General features: G+C 69.2%; 23 protein-coding genes. 14 read left to right on the top strand and 9 right to left on the bottom strand.

Features of this window, described 5'->3' with window-relative positions; translation table 11 throughout:
* Positions 1–65 precede the first annotated feature (65 nt).
* Both ASG63_RS04750 and ASG63_RS04745 read right to left on the bottom strand, forming a co-directional pair.
* Complete coding sequence (locus ASG63_RS04750; RefSeq protein WP_056212594.1) at positions 66–1,097, bottom strand: aspartate-semialdehyde dehydrogenase; 1,032 nt, start codon at positions 1,095–1,097, stop codon at positions 66–68.
* Between the two features lie 253 nt (positions 1,098–1,350).
* Positions 1,351–2,364 (bottom strand): LLM class flavin-dependent oxidoreductase, encoded by a 1,014-nt coding sequence (locus tag ASG63_RS04745; RefSeq protein ID WP_056212592.1) that lies wholly within the window; start codon positions 2,362–2,364, stop codon positions 1,351–1,353.
* A gap of 317 nt (positions 2,365–2,681) precedes the next feature.
* Here ASG63_RS04745 and ASG63_RS04740 point away from each other — a divergent pair, with 317 nt between their 5' ends.
* Together ASG63_RS04740 and ASG63_RS04735 are read left to right on the top strand one after the other, a co-directional pair.
* The gene (locus ASG63_RS04740; RefSeq protein WP_156394067.1) at positions 2,682–3,461 is read left to right on the top strand and encodes a hypothetical protein; all 780 of its coding nucleotides are present in this window, start codon (positions 2,682–2,684) and stop codon (positions 3,459–3,461) included.
* Between the two features lie 140 nt (positions 3,462–3,601).
* Entirely contained in the window at positions 3,602–4,009 is a 408-nt protein-coding gene (locus tag ASG63_RS04735) for a hypothetical protein (RefSeq protein ID WP_056212588.1), read from the top strand.
* Between the two features lie 88 nt (positions 4,010–4,097).
* On the opposite strand, the gene leuB is transcribed toward ASG63_RS04735, so the two are convergent.
* On the bottom strand, positions 4,098–5,204 hold the full coding sequence (gene leuB / locus ASG63_RS04730) for a 3-isopropylmalate dehydrogenase (protein ID WP_056212586.1): 1,107 nt from the start codon (positions 5,202–5,204) through the stop codon (positions 4,098–4,100).
* A gap of 63 nt (positions 5,205–5,267) precedes the next feature.
* Positions 5,268–6,230 (bottom strand): polyprenyl synthetase family protein, encoded by a 963-nt coding sequence (locus ASG63_RS04725; RefSeq protein WP_056212584.1) that lies wholly within the window; start codon positions 6,228–6,230, stop codon positions 5,268–5,270.
* A gap of 117 nt (positions 6,231–6,347) precedes the next feature.
* On the opposite strand from ASG63_RS04725, the gene mtgA reads away from it, so the two are divergent.
* The 4 genes from mtgA (at position 6,348) to ASG63_RS04705 (ending at position 9,455) form a co-directional block, all read left to right on the top strand.
* Positions 6,348–7,046 carry a monofunctional biosynthetic peptidoglycan transglycosylase gene (gene mtgA / locus ASG63_RS04720; RefSeq protein ID WP_082559181.1) on the top strand — a complete coding sequence of 233 codons (699 nt, stop codon included), beginning with the start codon at positions 6,348–6,350 and terminating at the stop codon, positions 7,044–7,046.
* A 104-nt stretch (positions 7,047–7,150) separates the two neighbouring features.
* A complete protein-coding gene (locus ASG63_RS04715; RefSeq protein WP_056212582.1) occupies positions 7,151–7,717 on the top strand; it encodes a hypothetical protein in 567 nt (188 codons plus the stop codon).
* Positions 7,718–7,797: 80 nt separating this feature from the next.
* Positions 7,798–8,562, top strand: coding sequence for a histidine phosphatase family protein (locus ASG63_RS04710; RefSeq protein ID WP_056212580.1), 765 nt, complete (start codon positions 7,798–7,800; stop codon positions 8,560–8,562).
* Complete coding sequence (locus ASG63_RS04705; RefSeq protein ID WP_056212578.1) at positions 8,559–9,455, top strand: NAD(P)H-hydrate dehydratase; 897 nt, start codon at positions 8,559–8,561, stop codon at positions 9,453–9,455. Before ASG63_RS04710 ends, ASG63_RS04705 begins: the two co-directional genes overlap by 4 nt.
* 38 nt (positions 9,456–9,493) lie before the next feature.
* On the opposite strand, the gene ASG63_RS04700 is transcribed toward ASG63_RS04705, so the two are convergent.
* On the bottom strand, positions 9,494–10,735 hold the full coding sequence (locus tag ASG63_RS04700; RefSeq protein WP_056212576.1) for an argininosuccinate synthase: 1,242 nt from the start codon (positions 10,733–10,735) through the stop codon (positions 9,494–9,496).
* Between the two features lie 208 nt (positions 10,736–10,943).
* Here ASG63_RS04700 and ASG63_RS04695 point away from each other — a divergent pair, with 208 nt between their 5' ends.
* The 8 genes from ASG63_RS04695 to atpC all read left to right on the top strand — a co-directional run bounded on the left by ASG63_RS04695 (position 10,944) and on the right by atpC (position 18,052).
* On the top strand, positions 10,944–11,570 hold the full coding sequence (locus ASG63_RS04695) for a 2-hydroxychromene-2-carboxylate isomerase (protein ID WP_056212574.1): 627 nt from the start codon (positions 10,944–10,946) through the stop codon (positions 11,568–11,570).
* A 102-nt stretch (positions 11,571–11,672) separates the two neighbouring features.
* Positions 11,673–12,383 (top strand): DsbA family protein, encoded by a 711-nt coding sequence (locus ASG63_RS04690; RefSeq protein ID WP_056212572.1) that lies wholly within the window; start codon positions 11,673–11,675, stop codon positions 12,381–12,383.
* Positions 12,384–12,638: 255 nt separating this feature from the next.
* On the top strand, positions 12,639–13,211 hold the full coding sequence (locus ASG63_RS04685) for a F0F1 ATP synthase subunit delta (RefSeq protein WP_056212570.1): 573 nt from the start codon (positions 12,639–12,641) through the stop codon (positions 13,209–13,211).
* Positions 13,212–13,280: 69 nt separating this feature from the next.
* Positions 13,281–14,810 (top strand): F0F1 ATP synthase subunit alpha, encoded by a 1,530-nt coding sequence (gene atpA, locus ASG63_RS04680; protein WP_056179751.1) that lies wholly within the window; start codon positions 13,281–13,283, stop codon positions 14,808–14,810.
* A 121-nt stretch (positions 14,811–14,931) separates the two neighbouring features.
* Entirely contained in the window at positions 14,932–15,807 is an 876-nt protein-coding gene (locus tag ASG63_RS04675) for a F0F1 ATP synthase subunit gamma (RefSeq protein ID WP_056212568.1), read from the top strand.
* 45 nt (positions 15,808–15,852) lie between these two features.
* Positions 15,853–17,313 (top strand): F0F1 ATP synthase subunit beta, encoded by a 1,461-nt coding sequence (gene atpD / locus ASG63_RS04670; RefSeq protein WP_056212566.1) that lies wholly within the window; start codon positions 15,853–15,855, stop codon positions 17,311–17,313.
* Positions 17,314–17,317: 4 nt separating this feature from the next.
* Positions 17,318–17,566, top strand: coding sequence for a hypothetical protein (locus ASG63_RS04665; protein WP_056212565.1), 249 nt, complete (start codon positions 17,318–17,320; stop codon positions 17,564–17,566).
* Positions 17,567–17,650: 84 nt separating this feature from the next.
* A complete protein-coding gene (gene atpC, locus ASG63_RS04660; RefSeq protein ID WP_056212562.1) occupies positions 17,651–18,052 on the top strand; it encodes an ATP synthase F1 subunit epsilon in 402 nt (133 codons plus the stop codon).
* Between the two features lie 21 nt (positions 18,053–18,073).
* Here atpC and ASG63_RS04655 read toward each other — a convergent pair whose 3' ends face one another.
* The 4 genes from ASG63_RS04655 to ASG63_RS04640 are packed head-to-tail and all read right to left on the bottom strand — an operon-like array spanning position 18,074 to position 20,817.
* Complete coding sequence (locus tag ASG63_RS04655; protein ID WP_056212560.1) at positions 18,074–19,312, bottom strand: CCA tRNA nucleotidyltransferase; 1,239 nt, start codon at positions 19,310–19,312, stop codon at positions 18,074–18,076.
* The gene (locus ASG63_RS04650) at positions 19,309–19,566 is read right to left on the bottom strand and encodes a DUF6111 family protein (RefSeq protein WP_056212558.1); all 258 of its coding nucleotides are present in this window, start codon (positions 19,564–19,566) and stop codon (positions 19,309–19,311) included. Before ASG63_RS04650 ends, ASG63_RS04655 begins: the two co-directional genes overlap by 4 nt.
* Before the next feature lie 34 nt (positions 19,567–19,600).
* On the bottom strand, positions 19,601–20,242 hold the full coding sequence (locus ASG63_RS04645) for a CoA pyrophosphatase (RefSeq protein ID WP_056212556.1): 642 nt from the start codon (positions 20,240–20,242) through the stop codon (positions 19,601–19,603).
* Positions 20,239–20,817, bottom strand: a complete 579-nt coding sequence (locus ASG63_RS04640; RefSeq protein WP_056212554.1) for a DUF1285 domain-containing protein — start codon at positions 20,815–20,817, stop codon at positions 20,239–20,241. The genes ASG63_RS04645 and ASG63_RS04640 overlap by 4 nt, the downstream gene beginning before the upstream one ends.
* Positions 20,818–20,872 lie beyond the last annotated feature (55 nt).

Below are 20,872 nucleotides of genomic sequence, written 5' to 3'. Positions count from 1 at the left end.
GGCGGGACGGCGTCGATGATCGCTGTCGGTCGTCTGGGTCCCGAGGTCCGGACCCAAATCGAACCTCAGGCCGCCTGGGCCCGCTTCAGGAGCTTGCGGTTCACCAGCATCTCGGCGATCTGCACGGTGTTCAGGGCCGCGCCCTTGCGCAGGTTGTCGGCGACGCACCAGAACGAGAGGCCGTTCTCCACCGTAGCGTCCTCACGGATGCGGGAGACGTAGGTGGCGTCCTCGCCGGCCGCCTCGTGCGGGGTCATGTAGCCGCCGGGCTCGCGCTTATCGACGACCATGAGGCCAGGGGCCGAGCGCAGGATCGCGGTGGCCTGCTCGGCCGAGATCGGGCGCTCGAACTCGACGTTCACGGCTTCCGCGTGGCCGATGAACACCGGCACGCGCACGGCGGTGGCCGTGAGCTTGATCTTGGGATCGAGCATCTTCTTGGTCTCGGCGACCATCTTCCACTCTTCCTTCGTGTACCCGTCCTCCATGAACACATCGATGTGCGGGATGACGTTGAAGGCGATGCGCTTGGGGAACTTCTCGGCCTTGATCTCGCCGGCGGTGAAGACCGAGCGGGTCTGCTGGAAGAGCTCGTCCATGGCGTCCTTGCCGGCGCCGGAGACCGACTGGTAGGTCGCCACCACCACGCGCTTGATCGTGGCCGCGTCGTGGAGGGGCTTCAGCGCGACCACGAGCTGCGCCGTTGAGCAGTTCGGATTGGCGATGATGTTGAGCTTGGAGAAGCCGTGGATGGCGTCCGGGTTCACTTCCGGAACGATCAGCGGCACGTCCTGATGGTAGCGAAACGCCGACGAGTTATCGATCACGACGCAGCCGGACTGACCGATGCGGGGCGACCACTCCTTCGAGGTCTCGCCGCCCGCGGACATCAGGCAGATGTCGGTATCGGAGAAGTCGTAGGAATCGAGGGCCTTCACCTTCAGGATCTTGTCGCCGAAGGACACGTCCTGGCCGGCCGAGCGGCGCGAGGCAATCGCCACCACCTCGTCCGCCGGAAAGGCGCGCTCGGACAGGATGTCCAGCATCTCGCGGCCCACATTGCCCGTGGCACCCACGACGGCGACCTTGTAACCCATGCTCTTCACTCCGCTCTGCACGGGCGCCGAGGGCCCGTGCGGCGCCCGCCGGTCTGGCGAAGCGCATCGTCCGGTACCGGCGCCGTTCTCAAGCCTCCCTGCCGTGCGCCGAGCCGCCCGGCCCGCCGGCCGCGAAGGTGCGCGGCCCGATCCCGGTCCGCGCCGTCTGGCGCCCGCCGCATCGCAGCATGAGTCACCAAGGGCGGGAGCAAGACGCCTCGCTCCCGCCTCTGTCAAGGGTTGGACGCTCCGATCACGCCACCAGGGCGGCCGGGGCGGCCTCGAGGGCGTCCCGCGCCTCCGCCAGGATGGCGTAGGAGGTTCGTCGCGCGCCCTGGTCGTGGATCGCCGCCGCCACCATGATCTCGTCGGCGCCCGTCTCCCGGATCAGCTCGGCGAGCCCCGCCCGCACGGTCTGGGGCGAGCCGACCAGGCTGCGGGCCAGCATGCGCGAGGCCTGTGCCTTCTCGTGCGGGGCCCAATAGGTCTCGATATCGTCGATCGGCGGTCGCAGCAGGCCGCGCGTGCCGCGCACGAGGTTGGTGAACTGCTGCTGGGCCGAGGTGAAGAGCCGGCGCGCCGCGGCGTCGGTCTCGGCCGCCACCACGTTGATGCCGATCATCGCATGCGGGTGGCTGAGCTGCGCTGACGGTTTGAAACGCTCGCGATAGAGGGCGAGGGCCGGCAAGAGCTGCTCGGGCGCGAAATGCGAGGCGAAGGCGTAGGGAAGTCCCAGCATCGCGGCGAGCTGCGCGCCGTAGGTGCTCGAGCCGAGGATCCAAAGGGGCACCTTCAGCCCCGTCCCCGGAACTGCCTGGACCGTCTGTCCGGGCTGCGGGTCGCCGAAGAGGGCCTGCAGTTCCAGCACGTCCTGCGGAAAGGTGTCGGCGGCATCTGGGGAGCGCCGCAACGCGCGCGTGGTGCGCGGATCGGTGCCGGGCGCGCGCCCGAGGCCGAGATCGATCCGGCCGGGGAACAGGGTCTCCAGGGTACCGAATTGCTCGGCGATGACCAGGGGGGCGTGGTTCGGCAGCATGATGCCGCCCGCGCCGACGCGGATCGTCCGTGTGCCAGCCGCGACGTGCCCGATCACGACAGCCGTCGCCGCACTGGCGACGCCGATCATGTTGTGGTGCTCGGCGAGCCAAAAGCGACGATAGCCGTGCTCTTCCGCGTGGCGGGCGAGATCCACGCTGTTTCGCAGGGCATCGGCAGGCGTCGCGCCCTCGGGCACGAAGGCGAGGTCGAGGACGGAAAGGGGGATCATGAAGTCCTTCTGTGTGTCGCGCAGTGGGGCCCGTACCGAGAGATCGCGATGGGCAGGGCCCGCTGCAAGCACGGGCCGGCATGTGTCGCCCGCATGGGTCGATACCAACGATTCACCCTGTCGTCGGAAACGCGGAGGCCGCACCCGATCCGGAAACCCCGGTTTGCCGGAGTGGGGAGCAGGATGGGCTCGGGCGGCGCGCGGCCGCCGAAGAACCCCGGAACGCGATGCGAACGGTTTTCGAGCGAGACGGATTGGGAACGGACGCGACGGCTACTGAGCGGATGCGGCTTCCTTGTCCGTCGGTCCGCCACCTCATGCAGGTCTTGGCAGCCGGGGCCGTGGTCGCGGTCTTGAGTCTGGCGGCACGGGGAGCAGGGCCCGACCCTGCCGCTCCGGCCATGGAGGCGCCGCCCAGGCCCGGCTTCGTGCCGGTCTCGGCTCAGGCCGTGCGCCCTGCGATGCCCCTCGCCCTGTCGGCGCCCCGCTTCCGCCTGAACGACCCCGAGGCGATCGAGGCGCCGCGCGCGGAGGCGGCCCGGCTCAATCCGTCGAGCGGCCGTCGGGAGGACCTTTTGGTCCAGGGCGGCTTCGATACGATCGAGGCACCATACCTGCGCCTGACCCTAACCGAAGCATCCGAGACCGAGCCGGGCCCTAGCCTGTTCATCACCCTGGCCCGACGGGCCGCGGATGGTCAGGCCCTGGCCGTGATCCGCACCGGAGAGCGCGGTGCCATCGAGACCAAGTTCGGCCCCATGGAGACCCTTCAGTTCACTCTCGGTGGCGAGGGCAAGCGCGCCTGCACGGGCTTTGCCAGCCTGCACCCCGGCGCGCTCCGCCTGGACGGCTGGCTCTGTGCGCCCCTCGGACAGGCGCCGGAGCCGCGGGCCATCACCTGTCTTCTCGACAAGGTCGTGCTGAACGGTCAAGCTTCTCCGGAGCGAGAGGCCGCCTTCGCGAGCTACGAAGCCCGGCGCGATCCCGGATGTGGGCCGCCTGCCCTCGTCGCGACGGTGTCGCCGCGGGATATCGGAAGCGAGACCGGATCGATCCCAAGCCGGGCCACACGAAAGTCGGGCCACACGAAAAAATGAGGCCAAACTGCGGCGATCACGCGAAGCGCGGCCATAATCCGGGAACCTCGGCCGGGCTGGCACGTCTTCCCTCCATGCGAAGGCCTCAGTTTCTTAAGGAAGCCCGGCCTACAGTCCCACAGCTTCAACGAAGGTGCGTCATGCGCTCTGTCTCGATTGCCCTGATGGGTGCCCTCACGCTCGCAGCCGTCGGCGCGAACACCGCTGCCGAGGCCCAGGGGCGTTATGCGCCGGCCGGCTACCGCGTCAGCCAGCCCCTGCCGATCCGCATCCGTCCGCGGAGCTGGCTCGATGCCGGCAACGTGGTCGAGGCGAACAACGGCTCGGTCAGCAACCCGGCAACCAACCCGCAGTTCATCACTGCGAGCTACCTGAACTCGCCCCCCTATGGCCGCAACGATCGCTTCGGCGGTGGCATCCTGTCGGATCCGATCACCAACGGCCCGTTCGTCGGCGCCCGTTCGAGCGCGATCCGCAACGTCGACCTGTCGGCCATCGACGCGATCGACCCGACCTCCTACGTCTCGCGCTTCGGCAACCCTTACTAATTCCAGCCACGAAAGCCGGACATGCGACGGGCCCCTCACGGGGCCCGTTTTCGTTTGGACGTCGCTCGCTGCGACATCCGCACCTGAATCAGGCGGCGGCGTGCCTCAGTTCGCGGATGATCGCGTCGCCCATCTCGGCGGTGCTGATCGGAGCCGTTCCCTCGGCGGCGATGTCCCGTGTGCGGGCGCCGGACGCGAGGGTGCGGGTGACGGCCGAGTCCAGAAGGTCGGCGGCTTCACCCAGGCCGAAGGAGTAGCGCAGGCACATGGCCAGCGAGCCGATCATGGCGATCGGGTTCGCGTAACCCTTACCGGCGATGTCGGGTGCCGAGCCGTGGACCGGCTCGTAGAGGGCCTTGCGGCTGCCCTTGGCATCGACGGCGCCCAGGGAGGCGGAGGGCAGCATGCCGAGCGAGCCGGTGAGCATCGCCGCCACGTCCGAGAGCACGTCCCCGAACAGGTTGTCGGTGACGAGGACGTCGTACTGCTTCGGGCGGCGGACCAGCTGCATGGCACAGTTGTCGGCGAGCACGTGCTCCAGGCTCACGTCGCTGTACTCGGCATGGACCCGGGTCACGACCTCCTTCCAGAGGACGCCCGACTTCATCACGTTGTGCTTCTCGGCCGAGGCGACCCGGCCCGATCGCTTGCGGGCGAGGTCGAAGGCCACGTGGGCGATCCGCTCGATCTCGGCCGTGGTGTAGACCTGGGTGTCGACGGCGCGCTTCGAGCCGTCCGGCAGGGTGGTGATCTCCTTCGGCTCGCCGAAATAGACGCCGCCCGTGAGCTCGCGCACGATCATGATGTCGAGGCCTTCGACCAGCTCGCGCTTCAGGGCCGAGGCCTCGGCGAGGGCCGGGTAGCAGATCGCCGGACGCAGGTTGGCGAAGAGGCCCAGATCCTTGCGCAGGCGCAGGAGCCCTGCCTCGGGCCGGATCTCGTAAGCGACATCCGCCCATTTCGGGCCGCCCACCGCGCCGAGCAGGATGGCATCGGCGGCATCGGCCCGGGCCAGGGCCTCGTCCGTCAGCGGCTTGCCGTGGGCGTCGATGGCGCTCCCGCCGACGAGGTCGCGCTCGATCTCGAAGTGGGCGAGACCCAGCGCATCCAGAGCGCCGATCACCTTCTCGACCTCTGCCATCACCTCGGGGCCGATGCCGTCGCCGGGGAGGAGGAGGAGCTTGTAGGGGGTCATGGGATCAACTCGCGATGGATGTTCGAAGGACGGGGGGCAGGCGGTCCGCCGTCGGATCAGGCGTCAGACCTTGCGCGCCACCGTGAACCGCGCCGCCTGGCGCAGGGTCTCGGCCTTGTCGCCCCAGGATGCCACGGCCTCCTCGCAGACGCCGACGAGGCGGTCGCACTCGGCACGGGCGCCGTCGAGGCCGAGGCGGTCGACCAGGGTCGCCTTGCCGGCATCCTTGTCCTTGCCGGTGGCCTTGCCCATGGCTTCGGACGAAGCCTCGCGGTCGAGGATGTCGTCGGCGATCTGGAAAGCCTGGCCCAGGGCGTGGCCGTAGCGCAGCAGCGCCTTGCGCTGGTCCGGGGTCGCGCCGCCGACGATCGCACCGGCTTCCACCGAGAAGGCCAGGATCGCGCCGGTCTTCATGGCCTGAAGCTGCAGCGTATCGTCGACATCGAGGGAGACCGGACCGAAGCGACCCTCGGCGCCGAGGTCGAGGAGCTGGCCGCCGACCATGCCGCCGAGGCCCGAGGCCTTGGCGAGACCGAGCACGAGGTCCGCGCGCACGGCAGGATCGGGTTGCCAGGCGGCGTCGGCCAAGATCTCGAAGGCCAGGGTCTGGAGGGCGTCGCCCACCAGGATCGCGGTCGCCTCGTCATAGGCCTTGTGCACGGTGGGCTTGCCGCGGCGCAGGTCGTCGTCGTCCATGGCGGGCATGTCGTCGTGGACGAGGGAGTAGCAGTGCACCAGCTCGATGGCCGAGCCGGCTGCGAGGGCGCCGGTCTCTGTCCCGCCGAGCATCCGGGCGGTCTCGATGGCCAGGAACGGGCGCAGGCGCTTGCCGCCGCCGAGGACGGCGTGGCGCATCGCGTCCATCAGGCGCACCGGACGGGTGATCTCGCCGGCTTGCGTCTCCGGGGTCAGGCGCTCGGCGAGGTAGGCCTCCACCGTGTCCGCAACCGTGGCAAGCCTGTGGGAAAACGCGTCGACCGGGGCATCCGCCTTGACCGAAGCGTGGGATCCTTGCGTTGAGGTCATGTTCGGTCGGGCCTTCGGTCAGACGGTGTCGTGTCGTGGGCGGGGGAGGTTCGAATTCAGGATCGGGAGGAGAGCGCGGAGCAGCCGTTGCGGCAGGTTTCGGCGCGCCCGCTGCCGATGCGCGAGGCATCCGGCAGGACACGGGCGAGAGGCTTGCGACGGATCGTCAACCTCATCCTGCTCCTCCCCGTCATCGGCCTCGTCCTCTTATTGTCGCTCGCGCTCGTCTATAGTGCGCTGACCCCGCCCTCAACCCTGATGCTGGGGCGATGGTTGACGCTGCAGTCCGTCGACCGGCAGGCGGTGGGGCTCGAGGCCATCTCACCCTACCTCGTCCAGGCCGTCATCGCGTCGGAGGACCAGCGCTACTGCCTGCACAACGGCGTGGATTGGGGCGCCCTGCGGGACGTGGTCGACGACGAGGAGGGCCCGAGCCGCGGCGCCTCGACGATCCCGATGCAGACGGTGAAGAACGTCTTCCTGTGGCCGGGCCGATCGGTGATCCGGAAGGCGCTCGAGATCCCCCTGGCCCTCGTGGCCGATACCCTCTGGGGCAAGCCGCGCACCATGGAGATCTACCTCAACATCGCCGAGTGGGGGGAGGGGGTGTTCGGGGCCGAAGCCGCCGCCCGGCGCTGGTTCGGCAAGCCGGCCCGCGCCCTCACCCGCGGGGAGGCGGCGCTGCTGGCCGCCGTGCTGCCCAACCCGATCCTGCGCAATCCGGCCCTGCCCTCGCGTGGCGTCCGGGCCCAGGCCGCCCGGATCCAAGCGCGGATGAACGGCGTCTCGGGGCTGATGGGCTGCCTGAAGCGGTAGCCCGTGGCCACGGGATCGGCTACCTGCCGCCCATCCTCATCGCGGTGCTGAGCCCCCGCGACCACGACCTGCCCCCGCGCGACCCCACGGGCGAAAGACCGACGATGACCCAGCCGACCTTCGAACTCACCCTCGAGCGCATCGCGCTGATTCGCCGGATGGTGGTGGCCTGGAACCCCGAGGGCGTCGGTGCGCCCATCGTCCATCCCGACGCACCCTACGGCAGCACCGACCGCGACGGCGATATCTTCAACGTCACCGGCGACGACGACGGGGCCGACGAGGAGCACCGAGCCCTGGGCGATGCCCTCGCGGTGTTCACCGCCAATGCCGTCCTCAAGCCGGGGCGCTACGCCTATCACAACACCCTGGCGAAGCTTGCCTCCGACGATGTCGGCGACGTCTTTCGCGATGAGGCCACCGGTGAGACGCCCGAGCACGTCACCTTCGACGTCGCGGCCGAGCAGGTCGCCCGCGTCAAAGCCCTGGCGATCCGCTGGGACGCCGCCCGCGACGTGCCGGCCGTGGACACGGACGCGCCCTACGGCCCGGGGGTCGGCCTGCCAACCGGGCACCGCGAGATGCAGCCGGTGCTCCAGATCTTCCTGCGCTACGCCGATCTCGGCCCGGGCGACTTCTCCCGCGGCACCTCGGGCTGGCAGCCGGCTTGAGGGGTGCGAACGACGCAGCAAGCGAACGGATCGGCCTGCAGGAACGTTGGCGGTGGAGAACAAGCCGAGGAACGTGACGGATGCTGCAACGCTGGCCGAGCCGGATCTGGGTCGTCCGACACGGCGAGAGCGCGGGCAACGTCGCGCGCGATGCCGCCCATGACGCTGGGCTGGAACGCATCGACATCCCGGAGCGCGACGTCGACGTTCCCCTGAGCGATCGCGGCCGTCGGCAGTCCGAGGCGTTGGGGCGCTGGTTTTCCGAGATGCCGGACGCGGAGCGTCCGAACGTGGTGCTGAGCTCGCCCTACCTCCGGGCACAGCAGACCGTCGCGGGCATTCGCCGGGCCGGCGGCCTCGCATCGGACACGGCCGACGACACCGTCGACGAGCGACTGCGCGAGAAGGAACTGGGGCTGCTCGACCGGCTCACGCGCACGGGCGTCGAGGCGCTTCATCCGGAACAGGCCGAATTGCGGGCCCGCCTCGGAAAATTCTACTATCGCCCCACCTGCGGCGAGAGCTGGTGCGATGTCATCCTGCGTCTGCGCGGCGCCATGGACACGATTTCCCTGCACCACGGCGAGAAGCGCGTCCTGATCGTCGCCCACCAGGTGGTGGTGCTCTGTCTGCGCTACCTCATCGAGAACCTCAGCGAGGCCGAGATCCTCGGCATCGATGCCGAGGGAGACGTCCTGAACTGCTCCGTCACAGAATATGCCTTCCGGGCGCAAACGGGTTCCACCGGCCGCCTCCATCTCGCGCGCTACAACTTCGTCGCCCCGGTCCAGCGGGCAGGCGCTCCCGTCACCGCCGAACCCTCGCTGACGGAAGACGTGCGATGACCGGGAGCGAACTCGACGCCGCGTGCCTGCGGGCGCGTCCGCTTCCGACCCCGGAGGCCGGCAGCAAGGACGACCGCGGCAGCGTTCTCGTCCTCGGCGGCTGCGCCGAGGTGCCGGGCGCCGTTTTCCTCGCCGGCGTTGCGGCCCTGCGGGCCGGTGCGGGCAAGCTGAAGATCGCCTCCGTGCGAAGCGTCGCCGTGGCGATGGCCCTGGCCGTGCCCGAGGCGATGGTGATCGGTCTCCCGGAGACCGGCGGGGGCGAGATCGAGGCGGAGGCCGCGGCCCCTCGCATCGCCGAGGCGGCCCGGCGCTGCGACGCGGTGCTGCTCGGACCCGGCATGAACACCTGCGCGATCACCACAACGCTGGTCCGCACGCTGCTCGCGGACCAGGACGAGATCGCCTACGTCCTCGATGCCGGCGCCATCTGCGGCCTTGCTGCCCATGCCGAGACGGTGCGCGCCCTTCGCGCTCCGCCGGTGCTGACACCGCATGCGGGGGAGATGGCGCAGCTCCTGGACTGGGACCGCGGGGCCGTAGAGGCCGAACCCCTGAAGGCGGCCCGGCGCGCTGCCGAAATGCTGCGGGCCGTGGTCATCATGAAGGGCGCCGAGAGCTGGATCGTCGCCCCCGACGGCGCGCACTGGCACTACGATGGCGGCGGCGTCGGCCTCGCCACCTCCGGCTCGGGCGACGTCCTCGCGGGCGTCATCACCGGCATCCTCGCCCGGGGCGTCGATCCGCTGACCGCCGCTCTGTGGGGCGTCTACCTCCACGGTGACGCCGGCGCCCGGCTCGCGAAATCGGTCGGGCCCGTGGGATTCCTCGCCCGGCAGATTTCCGGCGAGGTGCCCCAGATCCTACAGGGCTTCTCTGCAAGTCGGTCCGTCTAGCCGGGTCCCCGTGGGAAGGGGACCCGGCGGGTTTCGCCTCAAGCGCCGAGCTTCTTCCTGCGCTGGGCGAGGGTGCGCAGGCGCAGGGCGTTGAGCTTGATGAAGCCGGCCGCGTCGCGGTGGTCGTAGGCGACGGCGCCCTCCTCGAAGGTGACGAGGTCCTGGTCGTAGAGCGAGTTCGGGCTGGTGCGGCCGATGACGTGGACGCCGCCCTTGTAGAGCTTCAGCCGGACCTCGCCGGTGACCATCTCCTGGCTCTTGTCGATCAGGGCCTGCAGCATCTCGCGCTCGGGCGAGAACCAGAAGCCGTTGTAGATCAGTTCCGCGTATTGCGGCATCAGCTGGTCCTTGAGGTGTGCGGCACCCCGGTCCAGCGTGATCGACTCGATGGCCCGATGGGCGGGAAGCAGGATGGTGCCGCCCGGCGTCTCGTACATGCCGCGGCTCTTCATGCCGACGAAGCGGTTCTCGACAAGGTCCAAGCGACCGATACCGTTGTCGTGGCCGAGCTGGTTGAGCTTGGCGAGCAGGCTCGCGGGCGACAGCCGCTCGCCATCGATGGAGACCGCGTCTCCCGTCTCGAAGCCGATGGTGATCACGGTCGGCGTATCCGGCGCCTCCTCGGGTGAGCGGGTGCGCGAGTAGACGTAATCCGGCACCTCGTCGGCGGGGTCCTCCAGCACCTTGCCCTCCGAGGAGGCGTGCAGGAGGTTGGCGTCCACGGAGAACGGGCTCTCGCCGCGCTTGTCCTTGGAGATCGGGATCTGGTGCTGCTCGGCGAAGGCGATCAGCTGCTCCCGGCTCTTCAGGTCCCACTCGCGCCAGGGGGCGATGACCGTGACGTCGGGCTTCAGGGCATAGTAGCCGAGCTCGAACCGGACCTGGTCGTTGCCCTTGCCGGTGGCGCCGTGGCAGACGGCGTCCGCCCCGAGCTTCTCGGCGATCTCGATCTGCTTCTTGGCGATCAGCGGCCGGGCGATGGAGGTGCCCAGGAGATAGACGCCCTCGTACTGGGCGTTGGCCCGGAACATCGGAAACACGTAGTCCCGCACGAATTCCTCGCGCAGATCCTCGATGAAGATGTTCTCGGGCTTGATGCCGAGCAGTTCCGCCTTCTTGCGGGCCGGCTCGAGCTCCTCGCCCTGGCCGAGATCGGCCGTGAAGGTGATGACCTCGCAGCCATAGGTCGTCTGCAGCCACTTCAGGATGATCGACGTGTCGAGTCCGCCGGAATAGGCGAGCACGACCTTGTTGACGGGCTTCGGGTTCGCGTCGGTCATGAGCTCGCTTCCGGTTCGGGCGTCGTGTGCGTCGGCGTCGCGCGCCTCCGCGTCGTGATTGCCGCGGCTTATCAGCGGAGCGCGGGGCCGTGCAACCGCTGTGCCGTCGGACGCGTTCGCTCAGCGTGGCCGTGAGCGTGAACCGCCTTGTCGCGAGCCCTCGGGCGGGCGACACTCACGACCGTTCTCGACCCCGGAGATTCGACGCATGCCGCGCAGGCCGACCCTCGAATTCTGGTACGAGTTCGCATCGACCTATTCCTACCTCTCGGCCATGCGGATCGAGGCCCTGGCGGCGGCGGCCGAGGTCGAGATCCGCTGGCGCCCGTTCCTGGTCGGGCCGATCTTCGCCGCGCAGGGTTGGAATTCTTCGCCGTTCAACCTCTACGCCGCCAAGGGGCGCCACATGTGGCGCGACGTCGAGCGCGAGGCGGCCCGGCTCGGCCTCCCACCCGTCAAGCGCCCCGATCCCTTCCCGCAGAACAGTCTGAGCGCCACCCGCGCGGCGACCTACGGCATGGACCACGATTGGCTCGTGCCCTTCTCCAAGGCCGTCTACGAGGCCGAGTTCGCCCGCGGGCAGTCGATCGCCGAGCCGCCCGCCGTGGTGTCGATCCTCAACGGCCTCGGCCTCGACGGCACGATCATCCTGAAGCAGGCGGCGGCGGAGGCGAACAAGGGGCGGCTGCGCGTCAACGGCGAGGAGGCGCGGTCCCGCGGGATCTTCGGCGCACCGACCTTCCTGGCCGGCGACGGCGAATTGTTCTGGGGCAACGACCGCCTGGAACAGGCCCTCGCCTGGGCGGCGGGGGACCGGCCCGGCGCGATGCGCTGAGGCGGGGCGGCGCGGCGGCGCTGGCGGTCGGGCACCGGCGGGTCTAGAAGCCGGGCGGCTTTCCGCACGCTTCCCCGATCCCCACGCTACCAGGGCCGCCCCATGAGCTTCGCGTTACCGGGCCTCCACCGCCGGCGCTTCCTCCTCGCCTCCACCGGCCTCGCCGCTGGCCTCGCGATCGCCGGGGAGAGTGCGGCACAGGGCTACGGCCAGGCGTTCAAGGTGGACAACGACGAGGGCCGCCCGGTCGCGAACATGCGTCTGCCCGGCGAGATCGTCGGCGAGATTCCAGCTCTGCGCGGGGTCACCTATGTCGGACCGGCCGAGGCAGAGACGACCCTGTACGAGTTCTTCGACTACAATTGCCCGTATTGCCGGAAGGCGGCGGCCGACATGGTCTCCCTCAGCGAGAGCGATCCATCGCTGCGAATCGGCCTGATCAACAATCCCATTCTCGCGGTGCAATCGGCCCAGGCCGCGAAGGTCGCCCTTGCGATCCAGCGCAAGCTCGGATCGGCAGCGGCCTGGAGCCTGTATCGAACGTTGCTGGCCAAGCCCGGCAAGATCGACGGGCCCGGCGCCCTCCAGGCCGCCGCCAAGCTCGGTGTTCCCGCCGCCGAGATCGAAAGCATCGCCGACAGCGAGGAGGTGCGGCTCGCCCTCAAGGCGCAGATGCGCATGGCCGCCGATCTCGGCCTCGCCGCGACCCCCTCCTACGTGCTCGGCAACACGGGGCTTCTCGGCCATCCCGGCCCGAAGGCCCTCGCGCGGATGGTCGCCGCGACCCGACGCTGCGACCGCATCGCCTGCTGAGGCGGCCTCACCTTCGCCACCGTTTGTCCGCATCGGAACAGGGTTCGGCATCTCGCGTTGCACAACGCACCGGCGCAAGTTCCCTCGTCTTGCGCCCCCCGGACACGCATGCTAGGCCCTCGCCGCGCCGGAAGGGCGGGCTTTTCATGGCCCGCGCAGACCGGCACGTTCCCAATCCTGACGGTTTCAGAGCCCGCGCCGAACACGGCGCGACGCGGCCGGAGCCCTCAGGCAGGATTGAAGAGAGAGCGGCGCGTGGCGCAGAACGGTTCCGAGGCGGGTTCCCCGGTTGCAGGCGTAGCGGCACGCTACGCGTCGGCCTTGTTCGAGCTGGCGCGCGATGAGCGCGACGTCGATGGCGTGGCGGCGAGCCTCGACCGGTTCGACGCGATGCTCAAGGAGAGCGCCGACCTGCGACGCTTCGTGCGCAGCCCGATCTTCACGGGCGCCGAGCAGGAGGCCGCCATCGTCTCGCTGCTGGAGAAGTCCGGCATCGGCGGCATCGGCGGCAACTTCATCCGCCTCGCGGCCGCCAACCGTCGACTGTTCGCCCTTCCCGACATGATCCGCGCCTTCCGCACCCTGGTGCGCGAGTCGAAGGGCATCGTCCGCGCCGAGGTGACCGTCGCCGAGCGTCCCTCCGACGCCGTCGTGGAGGAGATCAAGGCCTCCCTGCGCGACGTGGCGCGCGCCGAGATCGACCTCGACCTCAAGATCGACCCCAGCCTGATCGGCGGCCTCGTGGTCAAGATCGGCAGCCGCATGGTGGACGCGTCCCTGCGCACCAAGCTCAACGGAATTCGCCTCGCGATGCGGGAAGCCCGGTAAGGGCCTTCGAGGCCCGACCGCTTCCCGTTCCCAACCTCATTCATTCAATCCAAGACAAGAGGCCCGACGATGGACATCCGCGCCGCCGAGATCTCCGCGATCCTGAAGGATCAGATCAAGAATTTCGGCCAGGAAGCCGAAGTCACCGAGGTCGGTCAGGTTCTGTCCGTCGGTGACGGCATCGCCCGCGCCTACGGCCTCGACAGCGTCCAGGCCGGTGAGATGGTCGAGTTCGAGTCGGGCGTGCGCGGCATGGCCCTCAACCTCGAGCAGGACAACGTGGGCATCGTGATCTTCGGATCCGACCGCGACATCAAGGAAGGTCAGACCGTCAAGCGCACCGGCGCGATCGTGGACGTGCCGGTCGGCAAGGCGCTGCTCGGCCGCGTCGTCGACGCCCTCGGCAACCCGATCGACGGCAAGGGCCCCATCGCCACCACCGAGCGTCGCCGCGTCGACGTGAAGGCGCCGGGCATCATTCCGCGCAAGTCCGTGCACGAGCCGATGGCCACCGGCCTCAAGGCCATCGACGCCCTGATCCCCGTCGGCCGCGGCCAGCGCGAGCTCATCATCGGCGATCGCCAGACCGGCAAGACCGCCATCGCCCTCGACACGATCCTGAACCAGAAGCCGGCCCATGCCGGCACCGACGAGAACGCGAAGCTCTACTGCGTCTACGTCGCCATCGGGCAGAAGCGCTCCACCGTCGCCCAGTTCGTGAAGTCGCTGGAAGACAACGGCGCGCTCGAGTACTCGATCGTCATCGCCGCCACCGCGTCCGACGCCGCGCCGATGCAGTTCATCGCACCCTTCGCCGGTTGCGCCATGGGCGAGTACTTCCGCGACAACGGCATGCACGCCGTGATCGTCTATGACGATCTCTCCAAGCAGGCCGTCGCCTACCGCCAGATGTCGCTGCTGCTGCGCCGTCCGCCGGGCCGCGAGGCTTACCCGGGCGACGTGTTCTACCTGCATTCGCGCCTGCTCGAGCGTGCCGCCAAGATGGGCGATGCCGCCGGCAACGGCTCGCTGACCGCGCTGCCGGTCATCGAGACCCAGGCCAATGACGTCTCGGCCTACATCCCCACCAACGTGATCTCGATCACCGACGGCCAGATCTTCCTCGAGACCGACCTGTTCTACCAGGGTATCCGCCCGGCGGTGAACGTCGGCCTCTCGGTCTCCCGCGTGGGCTCCTCGGCCCAGACGAAGGCGATGAAGAAGGTCGCCGGCAAGATCAAGGGCGAGCTCGCGCAGTACCGCGAGATGGCCGCCTTCGCGCAGTTCGGCTCGGACCTCGACGCCTCGACCCAGAAGCTCCTGAACCGCGGTTCGCGCCTGACCGAGCTCCTGAAGCAGCCGCAGTTCTCGCCGCTGAAGATGGAAGAGCAGGTGGCGGTCATCTACGCCGGCGTGAACGGCTACCTCGACACCCTGCCGCTGAACAAGGTCCGTCCCTTCGAGGACGCCCTGCTTTCGGCCCTGCGCACCAAGCACGCCGACCTGCTCACCAAGATCCGCGACTCGAAGGACCTGTCGGACGACAGCGCCAAGACGCTGAAGGGCGTCGTCGAGAGCGTCGCCAAGTCGCTCGCGTAAGTCGCGGCATCGACAGCGAACCCGGTCGCCTGCGGGCGACCGGATCTTGAGCGAGCGCAGGCGCCCGGATCGTCCGGGCGCCTCGCCTTGAGCGGCAGCGGATGGATCTGGAAGTCACCCCATGGCGAGTTTGAAGGATCTGCGGAACCGCATCACCTCGGTGAAGGGCACGCAGAAGATCACCAAGGCGATGCAGATGGTCGCCGCCGCCAAGCTGCGGCGCGCCCAGATGGCCGCCGAGAGCGCGCGTCCCTATGCCGAGAAGATGTCCCAGGTTCTGGGAAACCTCGCGGCGAACCTCGTCGGCGGCGTGCAGGGGCCCCGACTCCTCTCCGGCACCGGCGCGGAGAAGACCCACCTGCTCATCGTCTGCACGGCCGATCGCGGCCTGTGCGGCGGCTTCAACTCCTCGATCGCCCGCCTCGCCCGTGACCATGCCCGCCGACTTATCGCCGAGGGCAAGACGGTGAAGATGATCACCGTCGGCAAGAAGGGCTACGACCTCCTTCGCCGCCAGTTCCGTGACGAAATCATCGAGAACCGCGACCTGCGCGGCAACAAGGCGGTCGACTACGAGTTCGCTGCCGAGATCGCCGACAGCATCATCGCCCGCTTCGATGCCGGCGAGTTCGATGTCGCGACGTTGTTCTACTCGCGATTCCGCTCCGTGATCTCGCAGATCCCGACGGCGCAGAAGCTCATCCCGGCCGAGCTGCCGGAGACCGGCGCCACGGCGCCGGACGCCGCCCTTCAGTTCGAGCCGAGCGAGGAGGCCATCCTCGACACGCTGCTCCCGCGCAACCTCACCGTCCAGGTGTTCCGTGCGCTCCTGGAGAACGCCGCTTCCGAGCAGGGTGCTCGCACCGGCGCGATGGACTCCGCCACGCGCAACGCGGGCGAAATGATCAAGAAGCAGACGCAGATCTACAACCGGACGCGTCAGGCCATGATCACCAAGGAACTCATCGAGATCATCTCGGGCGCCGAAGCGCTTTAAGCGCAGACGACGCCCTGACCGTAACATATCCAAAGGACCCGTAACATGGCGAACACCGCGATCCCCGGCGCCGGCTCGAACAAGGTCGGCAAGATCACCCAGGTCATCGGCCCCGTGGTCGACGTTCACTTCGACGGCCACCTGCCCGAGATCCTGAACGCCCTGGAGACCAAGAACAACGGCAGCCGCCTGGTGCTCGAAGTCGCCATGCAGCTCGGCGAGAGCACCGTGCGCTGCATCGCCATGGACACCTCGGAAGGCCTGGTCCGCGGCCAGGAGGTCACCGACACCGGCGAGGCCATCAAGGTTCCGGTCGGCTTCAACACCCTCGGCCGCATCATGAACGTCATCGGCGAGCCGATCGACGAGGCCGGCCCGATCCAGTCGGACACCCTGCGCGCCATCCACCAGCCGGCGCCCGCCTATTCCGAGCAGTCCACCGAGTCGCAGATCCTCGTCACCGGCATCAAGGTGGTCGACCTTCTCGCCCCCTACGCCAAGGGCGGCAAGATCGGCCTGTTCGGCGGCGCCGGCGTCGGCAAGACCGTGCTGATCATGGAGCTCATCAACAACATCGCCAAGGTGCACTCCGGCTACTCGGTGTTCGCCGGCGTCGGTGAGCGGACCCGCGAGGGCAACGATCTCTACCACGAGATGATCGAGTCCAAGGTGAACATGGACCCGAAGGAGCACAACGGCTCCGCCGAGGGCTCCAAGTGCGCCCTCGTCTACGGTCAGATGAACGAGTCCCCCGGCGCCCGCTCGCGTGTCGCCCTCACCGGCCTCACCATCGCCGAGGACTTCCGCGACCAGGGCCAGGACGTGTTGTTCTTCGTGGACAACATCTTCCGCTTCACCCAGGCCGGCTCGGAAGTGTCGGCGCTCCTCGGCCGCATCCCGTCGGCGGTGGGCTACCAGCCGACGCTCGCCACCGACATGGGCGCCCTCCAGGAGCGCATCACCACCACCACCAAGGGCTCGATCACCTCGGTGCAGGCCATCTACGTGCCCGCCGACGATCTGACCGACCCGGCTCCGGCCGCCTCGTTCGCCCACCTCGACGCCACGACCGTGCTGTCCCGCTCGATCGCCGAGAAGGGCATCTACCCGGCCGTGGATCCGCTGGACTCCACCTCGCGCATGCTCAACCCCGCCGTCCTCGGCGAGGAGCACTACGACGTCGCCCGCAAAGTCCAGCAGACCTTGCAGCGCTACAAGGCCCTGCAGGACATCATCGCGATCCTGGGCATGGACGAGCTCTCGGAAGAGGACAAGCTCACCGTCGCCCGTGCCCGTAAGATCGAGCGCTTCTTCTCGCAGCCCTTCTCGGTGGCCGAGATCTTCACCGGCTCGCCGGGCATCCAGGTTCCGCTGGCCGACACGATCAAGGGCTTCAAGGGTCTCGTGAACGGCGAGTACGACGACCTGCCGGAAGCGGCGTTCTACATGGTCGGCACGATCGAGGACGCCAAGGAGAAGGCGAAGAAGATCGCCGCGGCGGCCTGAGGTCTTGAGCCTCAAAGCCGTTCTCCTTCTCGTCGGTCTCGTGGTCGGCGGTCTCGCCGGGTATCTCACCCGGCCCGAGGCCGCCGAGATCAAGATCGGGTCGTTCAGCCTCGAGGTTCAGGGGGATTCGCCGGCGGGAACCCGCGGCGGCTCCCTGACCACGGGTCAGATGCAGCATATCAGCATCTTCGCCGTCATCGGCGCGGTGCTGGGCCTCGGGATCGGCTTCGTCGCCGATCGCCGCAGGGCCTGACGACGAACACGACGGCGCGCGCCCCTCTCGGGCACGGCGCGCCGTCCTTCCGCACAGACACCCCGAGCCGGGATCCTCGACCTCATGGCCACCTTCCAGTTCGATTTCGTCGGTCCCGAGCGGACGCTGTATTCCGGCCAGATCGAGGCCGTGCAGCTGCCCGGCATCGAGGGCGAAATGACCGTGCTCCCCGGCCACGCTCCCGTGCTCACCGCCCTCAAGGTCGGCGTCATCGTGATCAACGAGGCCGGCCATACCGGCAAGCGCGTCCTGGTCCGCGGCGGCTTCGCCGATATCGGCCCGACCTCCGTCACCGTCATCGCCGAGCGTGCGAACCCCTTTGAGGAGATCTCGCCGGAGTCCCTCGACCGCGACATCGAGGCGGTCGAACTCCTGCGCGACGCCACCGAGGATTTCGCCAAGAAGGACGAGCTCACCGGCCAGATCGTCCAACTCCGCGACGCCAAGGTCGCGCTCAAGCTTTAAAGGCCCATCGCCTACGAGGTCCTACCCGGCCGCGTGCGCGAGCAAGGCCTCGCGCGCGGACGCATCGTCCGGGCAGCCCAGATCCAGCCACAGGGCCCGGGCCCGGGCGAGTCGACGACCGATCTCGGGACCAGGCCGTACGCCCCGCGCCACCAGATCGGCCCCCCCGAGGGGAAATTTCGGCGCCCCGACGCGTCCGCTCGCCAGATCGTCGAGATAGCGTTCCGCCCCCGGCGAGAAGTTCGGCATCGGTTCGCTCCGGGTGGTCGTCCGCGCCAGGGAGAGGCCCCGGCGGTCGTGATCGGCGGCCAGGCGTCGGATTTCCATGCCGTCGATAATGGCCCGTCCATGCAGAACATCGAGGGCCCGCCCATAGGCCGCGAGGGCGTCAAGGTCGGTCTTCGAGAGCCGTAACCTGGCCTCCAGCCGTGCGGCATCCGTAGCGGACCACACCGCCAGCGCCGCCAGTCGGTCGATCGCGGACGTCTCCGAGCCATCCGCGAGGGCACGAGCGAAGCGTCCGAGATCCCCGAATCCGCCGATCAGCCGCAACAGCAGTCCGGTCTCACTCAAAATCGCGACGGCCGCGGCCGTCCCCGGCGCGAGGAGCAGCTTGAGAAATTCCGCTCGGATGCGCTCGCGCGAGAGTCCATCCAATGCATCGCGGGCGGAGATGCAGGCCGACAGGCCCTCCGGGTCGGGAGGTCCGGCGCCGTAGCGGGCATGGAACCGGAAGAACCGTAGGATGCGCAGGGCATCCTCCCGAATGCGGGTCCGGGCCTCGCCGATGAAGCGGACGCGTCCCGCCCGCAGATCGTCGACCCCGCCGGTCGTGTCGTGGAGGGTGCCGTCGGGCGTGAGGGAGAGCGCGTTGATGGTGAAGTCCCGGCGCTGCGCATCGAGGGCAAAGTCGCGCCCGAACCGCACCACGGCGCGGCGCCCGTCGGTTTCGACATCCTCCCGCAGGGTCGTGGCCTCGAAGGAGGCTTCGCCCGCGAGCAGCGTGATGGTCCCGTGCTCGATCCCGGTGGGAATGGCGCGCAGGCCGGCCGCCTCGGCCCGGGCGATCACCGCCGGGGGCAGCAGCGTGGTGGCGAGGTCGATGTCGTCGCCGGCGCGCCCGAGCAGAGCGTCGCGGATGCAACCGCCGACGAGCCGGGTCGCCTCGCCCTCGGCGGACAGGGCGCCGAGCACGCGACGGACCCCCGGTCGGTCGAGAAGGTGGCCGAGGCCCGCTCCATCGAGGACGTGTCCGCTCACTGGAACCGCCCGGGCACGACCTGGCCGTTCTCCAGGTGGGGCGGTACGTAGCCGCCACGATGCCGTTCGCTGAAGAGCCCCGTCGCCACCAGGGAGAGGACGACGAGGACGATGCCCGCCAGGGTCAGGCGGAAGGCCTGCCCGTCCCAATGCACGCCGTGGTCGGGCCGGCGTCCGCGGACCGCCAGGTAGAGGGCGTAGAGCAGGAACGGCGAGAGGAAGATCAGGAGTTCTTCGAGGACGCGGCGGATCATGAACGTCTCGAATCGCGATGGGATGGGCGCTGCGTCACGGGAAGAGGCGCTCCTGCAAGTTGTTGACGATCCCGGCGGTGACGCCCCAGATCCGGAACGCGCCGTAGGTGATGGCGTAGTAGCGCCGCCGACGACCGCGCCAGATCGCGCTTTCGATGCGGCGCTGGGCCGGATCGAGGAGGTGGCTCAGCGGAACCTCGAACGTCGCGGCGACCTCGTCGGGGTTCAGCGACAGGTCTGCCTCCGGGTCGACGAGACCGAGCACGGGCAGGACCAAGAATCCCGTGGCCGAGAGATAGGGATCTAGGTAGCCGAGCACACGGATCGCCTCGGCGGGAAGTCCGACTTCCTCGCGAGCCTCGCGCAGGGCAGCGTCGGCCGGGCTCGGATCGCCGGCGTCGATCTTACCCCCCGGGAAGGCGATCTGCCCCGAATGATCGCGCAGATGCGCGGCGCGGACGGTGAACAGCACATGGGGGCCCTCGGCCCGGGGCATCACGGGCACGAGAACCGCCGCGCGCCGGTGGGGGCGCTCCGGCACCACCGCCCCATCGGTTCCGTCGAGGTCGTGGTCGCCCCGCGGGTTCGCCGTCGGAGCGCCATCGCCCGGCGGTTCCGCCGACAGGTACGCGGAGGCCCGGGCGACGAGGTCCGCCAGCGCAGCGTCCTGCCTCATGCGCTCTCGGCGGGCGCGATGCGGTGGAAGATGCCGCCGGCCATGACGCCGAGCCAGCCGTCCTGCTCCTCCGCCAAGGCGAGGAGGTCGTAGGTCAGCGCCCGGGTCAGCAGCGCCCAGAGGTCGCGGCGGACATGGACGTAGGGGCGCAGGCCGCCACCCGCATCCTGCTCGAAGCGCAGGGCATGGCCGGCTTCCACGGGCACGAGGTCGTCGACATTGGTGCGAAAGGCGATGCGCCGCCCCGGACCGTCGCCCTCGACCGCCATCTCCACGGCTACGAAGGGCGCATCTTCCACCGTGATGCCGACGCTCTCCACCGGGGTGACCAGCACGTAGCCGCCACCGGGCTCGCGCCGCAGGATCGAGGCGAAGAGCTTGACCAGGGCCGGACGGCGGATCGGCCTGCCGTCGTGGTGCCAAATCCCGTCGGCGGCGATCCGCATGTCGATCGCCCCGCAGAAGGGCGGATTCCAGCGCTCCACCGGCGGCGGGCCGCGGCGCGCCACATCGCCCAGGGCGGCGCTGAGGCGGTCGATCGTCGGATCGGCGACGGGAGGGGTCGGTTCGGTCATGCGGTCACAAGATAGCGCATCCGGACGTCGGGGGAACGGCGGCGCGACGTCCTCT

This window comes from Methylobacterium sp. Leaf94, from assembly GCF_001426045.1.
Taxonomy (GTDB): domain Bacteria; phylum Pseudomonadota; class Alphaproteobacteria; order Rhizobiales; family Beijerinckiaceae; genus Methylobacterium.
This window is presented reverse-complemented; position numbering and strand designations above follow the sequence as displayed.

Excerpts from the sequence above, each read along its gene's own strand:
- ASG63_RS04695 (WP_056212574.1), top strand. The coding sequence starts at position 10,944 with ATGCCGCGCAGGCCGACCCTCGAATTCTGGTACGAGTTCGCATCGACC.
- mtgA (WP_082559181.1), top strand. The coding sequence starts at position 6,348 with ATGCGCGAGGCATCCGGCAGGACACGGGCGAGAGGCTTGCGACGGATC.
- ASG63_RS04690 (WP_056212572.1), top strand. The coding sequence starts at position 11,673 with ATGAGCTTCGCGTTACCGGGCCTCCACCGCCGGCGCTTCCTCCTCGCC.
- ASG63_RS04735 (WP_056212588.1), top strand. The coding sequence starts at position 3,602 with ATGCGCTCTGTCTCGATTGCCCTGATGGGTGCCCTCACGCTCGCAGCC.
- ASG63_RS04740 (WP_156394067.1), top strand. The coding sequence starts at position 2,682 with ATGCAGGTCTTGGCAGCCGGGGCCGTGGTCGCGGTCTTGAGTCTGGCG.
- ASG63_RS04645 (WP_056212556.1), bottom strand. The coding sequence starts at position 20,242 with ATGAGGCAGGACGCTGCGCTGGCGGACCTCGTCGCCCGGGCCTCCGCG.
- ASG63_RS04745 (WP_056212592.1), bottom strand. The coding sequence starts at position 2,364 with ATGATCCCCCTTTCCGTCCTCGACCTCGCCTTCGTGCCCGAGGGCGCG.
- atpC (WP_056212562.1), top strand. The coding sequence starts at position 17,651 with ATGGCCACCTTCCAGTTCGATTTCGTCGGTCCCGAGCGGACGCTGTAT.
- ASG63_RS04640 (WP_056212554.1), bottom strand. The coding sequence starts at position 20,817 with ATGACCGAACCGACCCCTCCCGTCGCCGATCCGACGATCGACCGCCTC.
- atpD (WP_056212566.1), top strand. The coding sequence starts at position 15,853 with ATGGCGAACACCGCGATCCCCGGCGCCGGCTCGAACAAGGTCGGCAAG.
- ASG63_RS04700 (WP_056212576.1), bottom strand. The coding sequence starts at position 10,735 with ATGACCGACGCGAACCCGAAGCCCGTCAACAAGGTCGTGCTCGCCTAT.
- leuB (WP_056212586.1), bottom strand. The coding sequence starts at position 5,204 with ATGACCCCCTACAAGCTCCTCCTCCTCCCCGGCGACGGCATCGGCCCC.
- ASG63_RS04750 (WP_056212594.1), bottom strand. The coding sequence starts at position 1,097 with ATGGGTTACAAGGTCGCCGTCGTGGGTGCCACGGGCAATGTGGGCCGC.
- ASG63_RS04715 (WP_056212582.1), top strand. The coding sequence starts at position 7,151 with ATGACCCAGCCGACCTTCGAACTCACCCTCGAGCGCATCGCGCTGATT.
- ASG63_RS04710 (WP_056212580.1), top strand. The coding sequence starts at position 7,798 with ATGCTGCAACGCTGGCCGAGCCGGATCTGGGTCGTCCGACACGGCGAG.
- ASG63_RS04705 (WP_056212578.1), top strand. The coding sequence starts at position 8,559 with ATGACCGGGAGCGAACTCGACGCCGCGTGCCTGCGGGCGCGTCCGCTT.
- ASG63_RS04650 (WP_056212558.1), bottom strand. The coding sequence starts at position 19,566 with ATGATCCGCCGCGTCCTCGAAGAACTCCTGATCTTCCTCTCGCCGTTC.
- ASG63_RS04725 (WP_056212584.1), bottom strand. The coding sequence starts at position 6,230 with ATGACCTCAACGCAAGGATCCCACGCTTCGGTCAAGGCGGATGCCCCG.
- atpA (WP_056179751.1), top strand. The coding sequence starts at position 13,281 with ATGGACATCCGCGCCGCCGAGATCTCCGCGATCCTGAAGGATCAGATC.
- ASG63_RS04675 (WP_056212568.1), top strand. The coding sequence starts at position 14,932 with ATGGCGAGTTTGAAGGATCTGCGGAACCGCATCACCTCGGTGAAGGGC.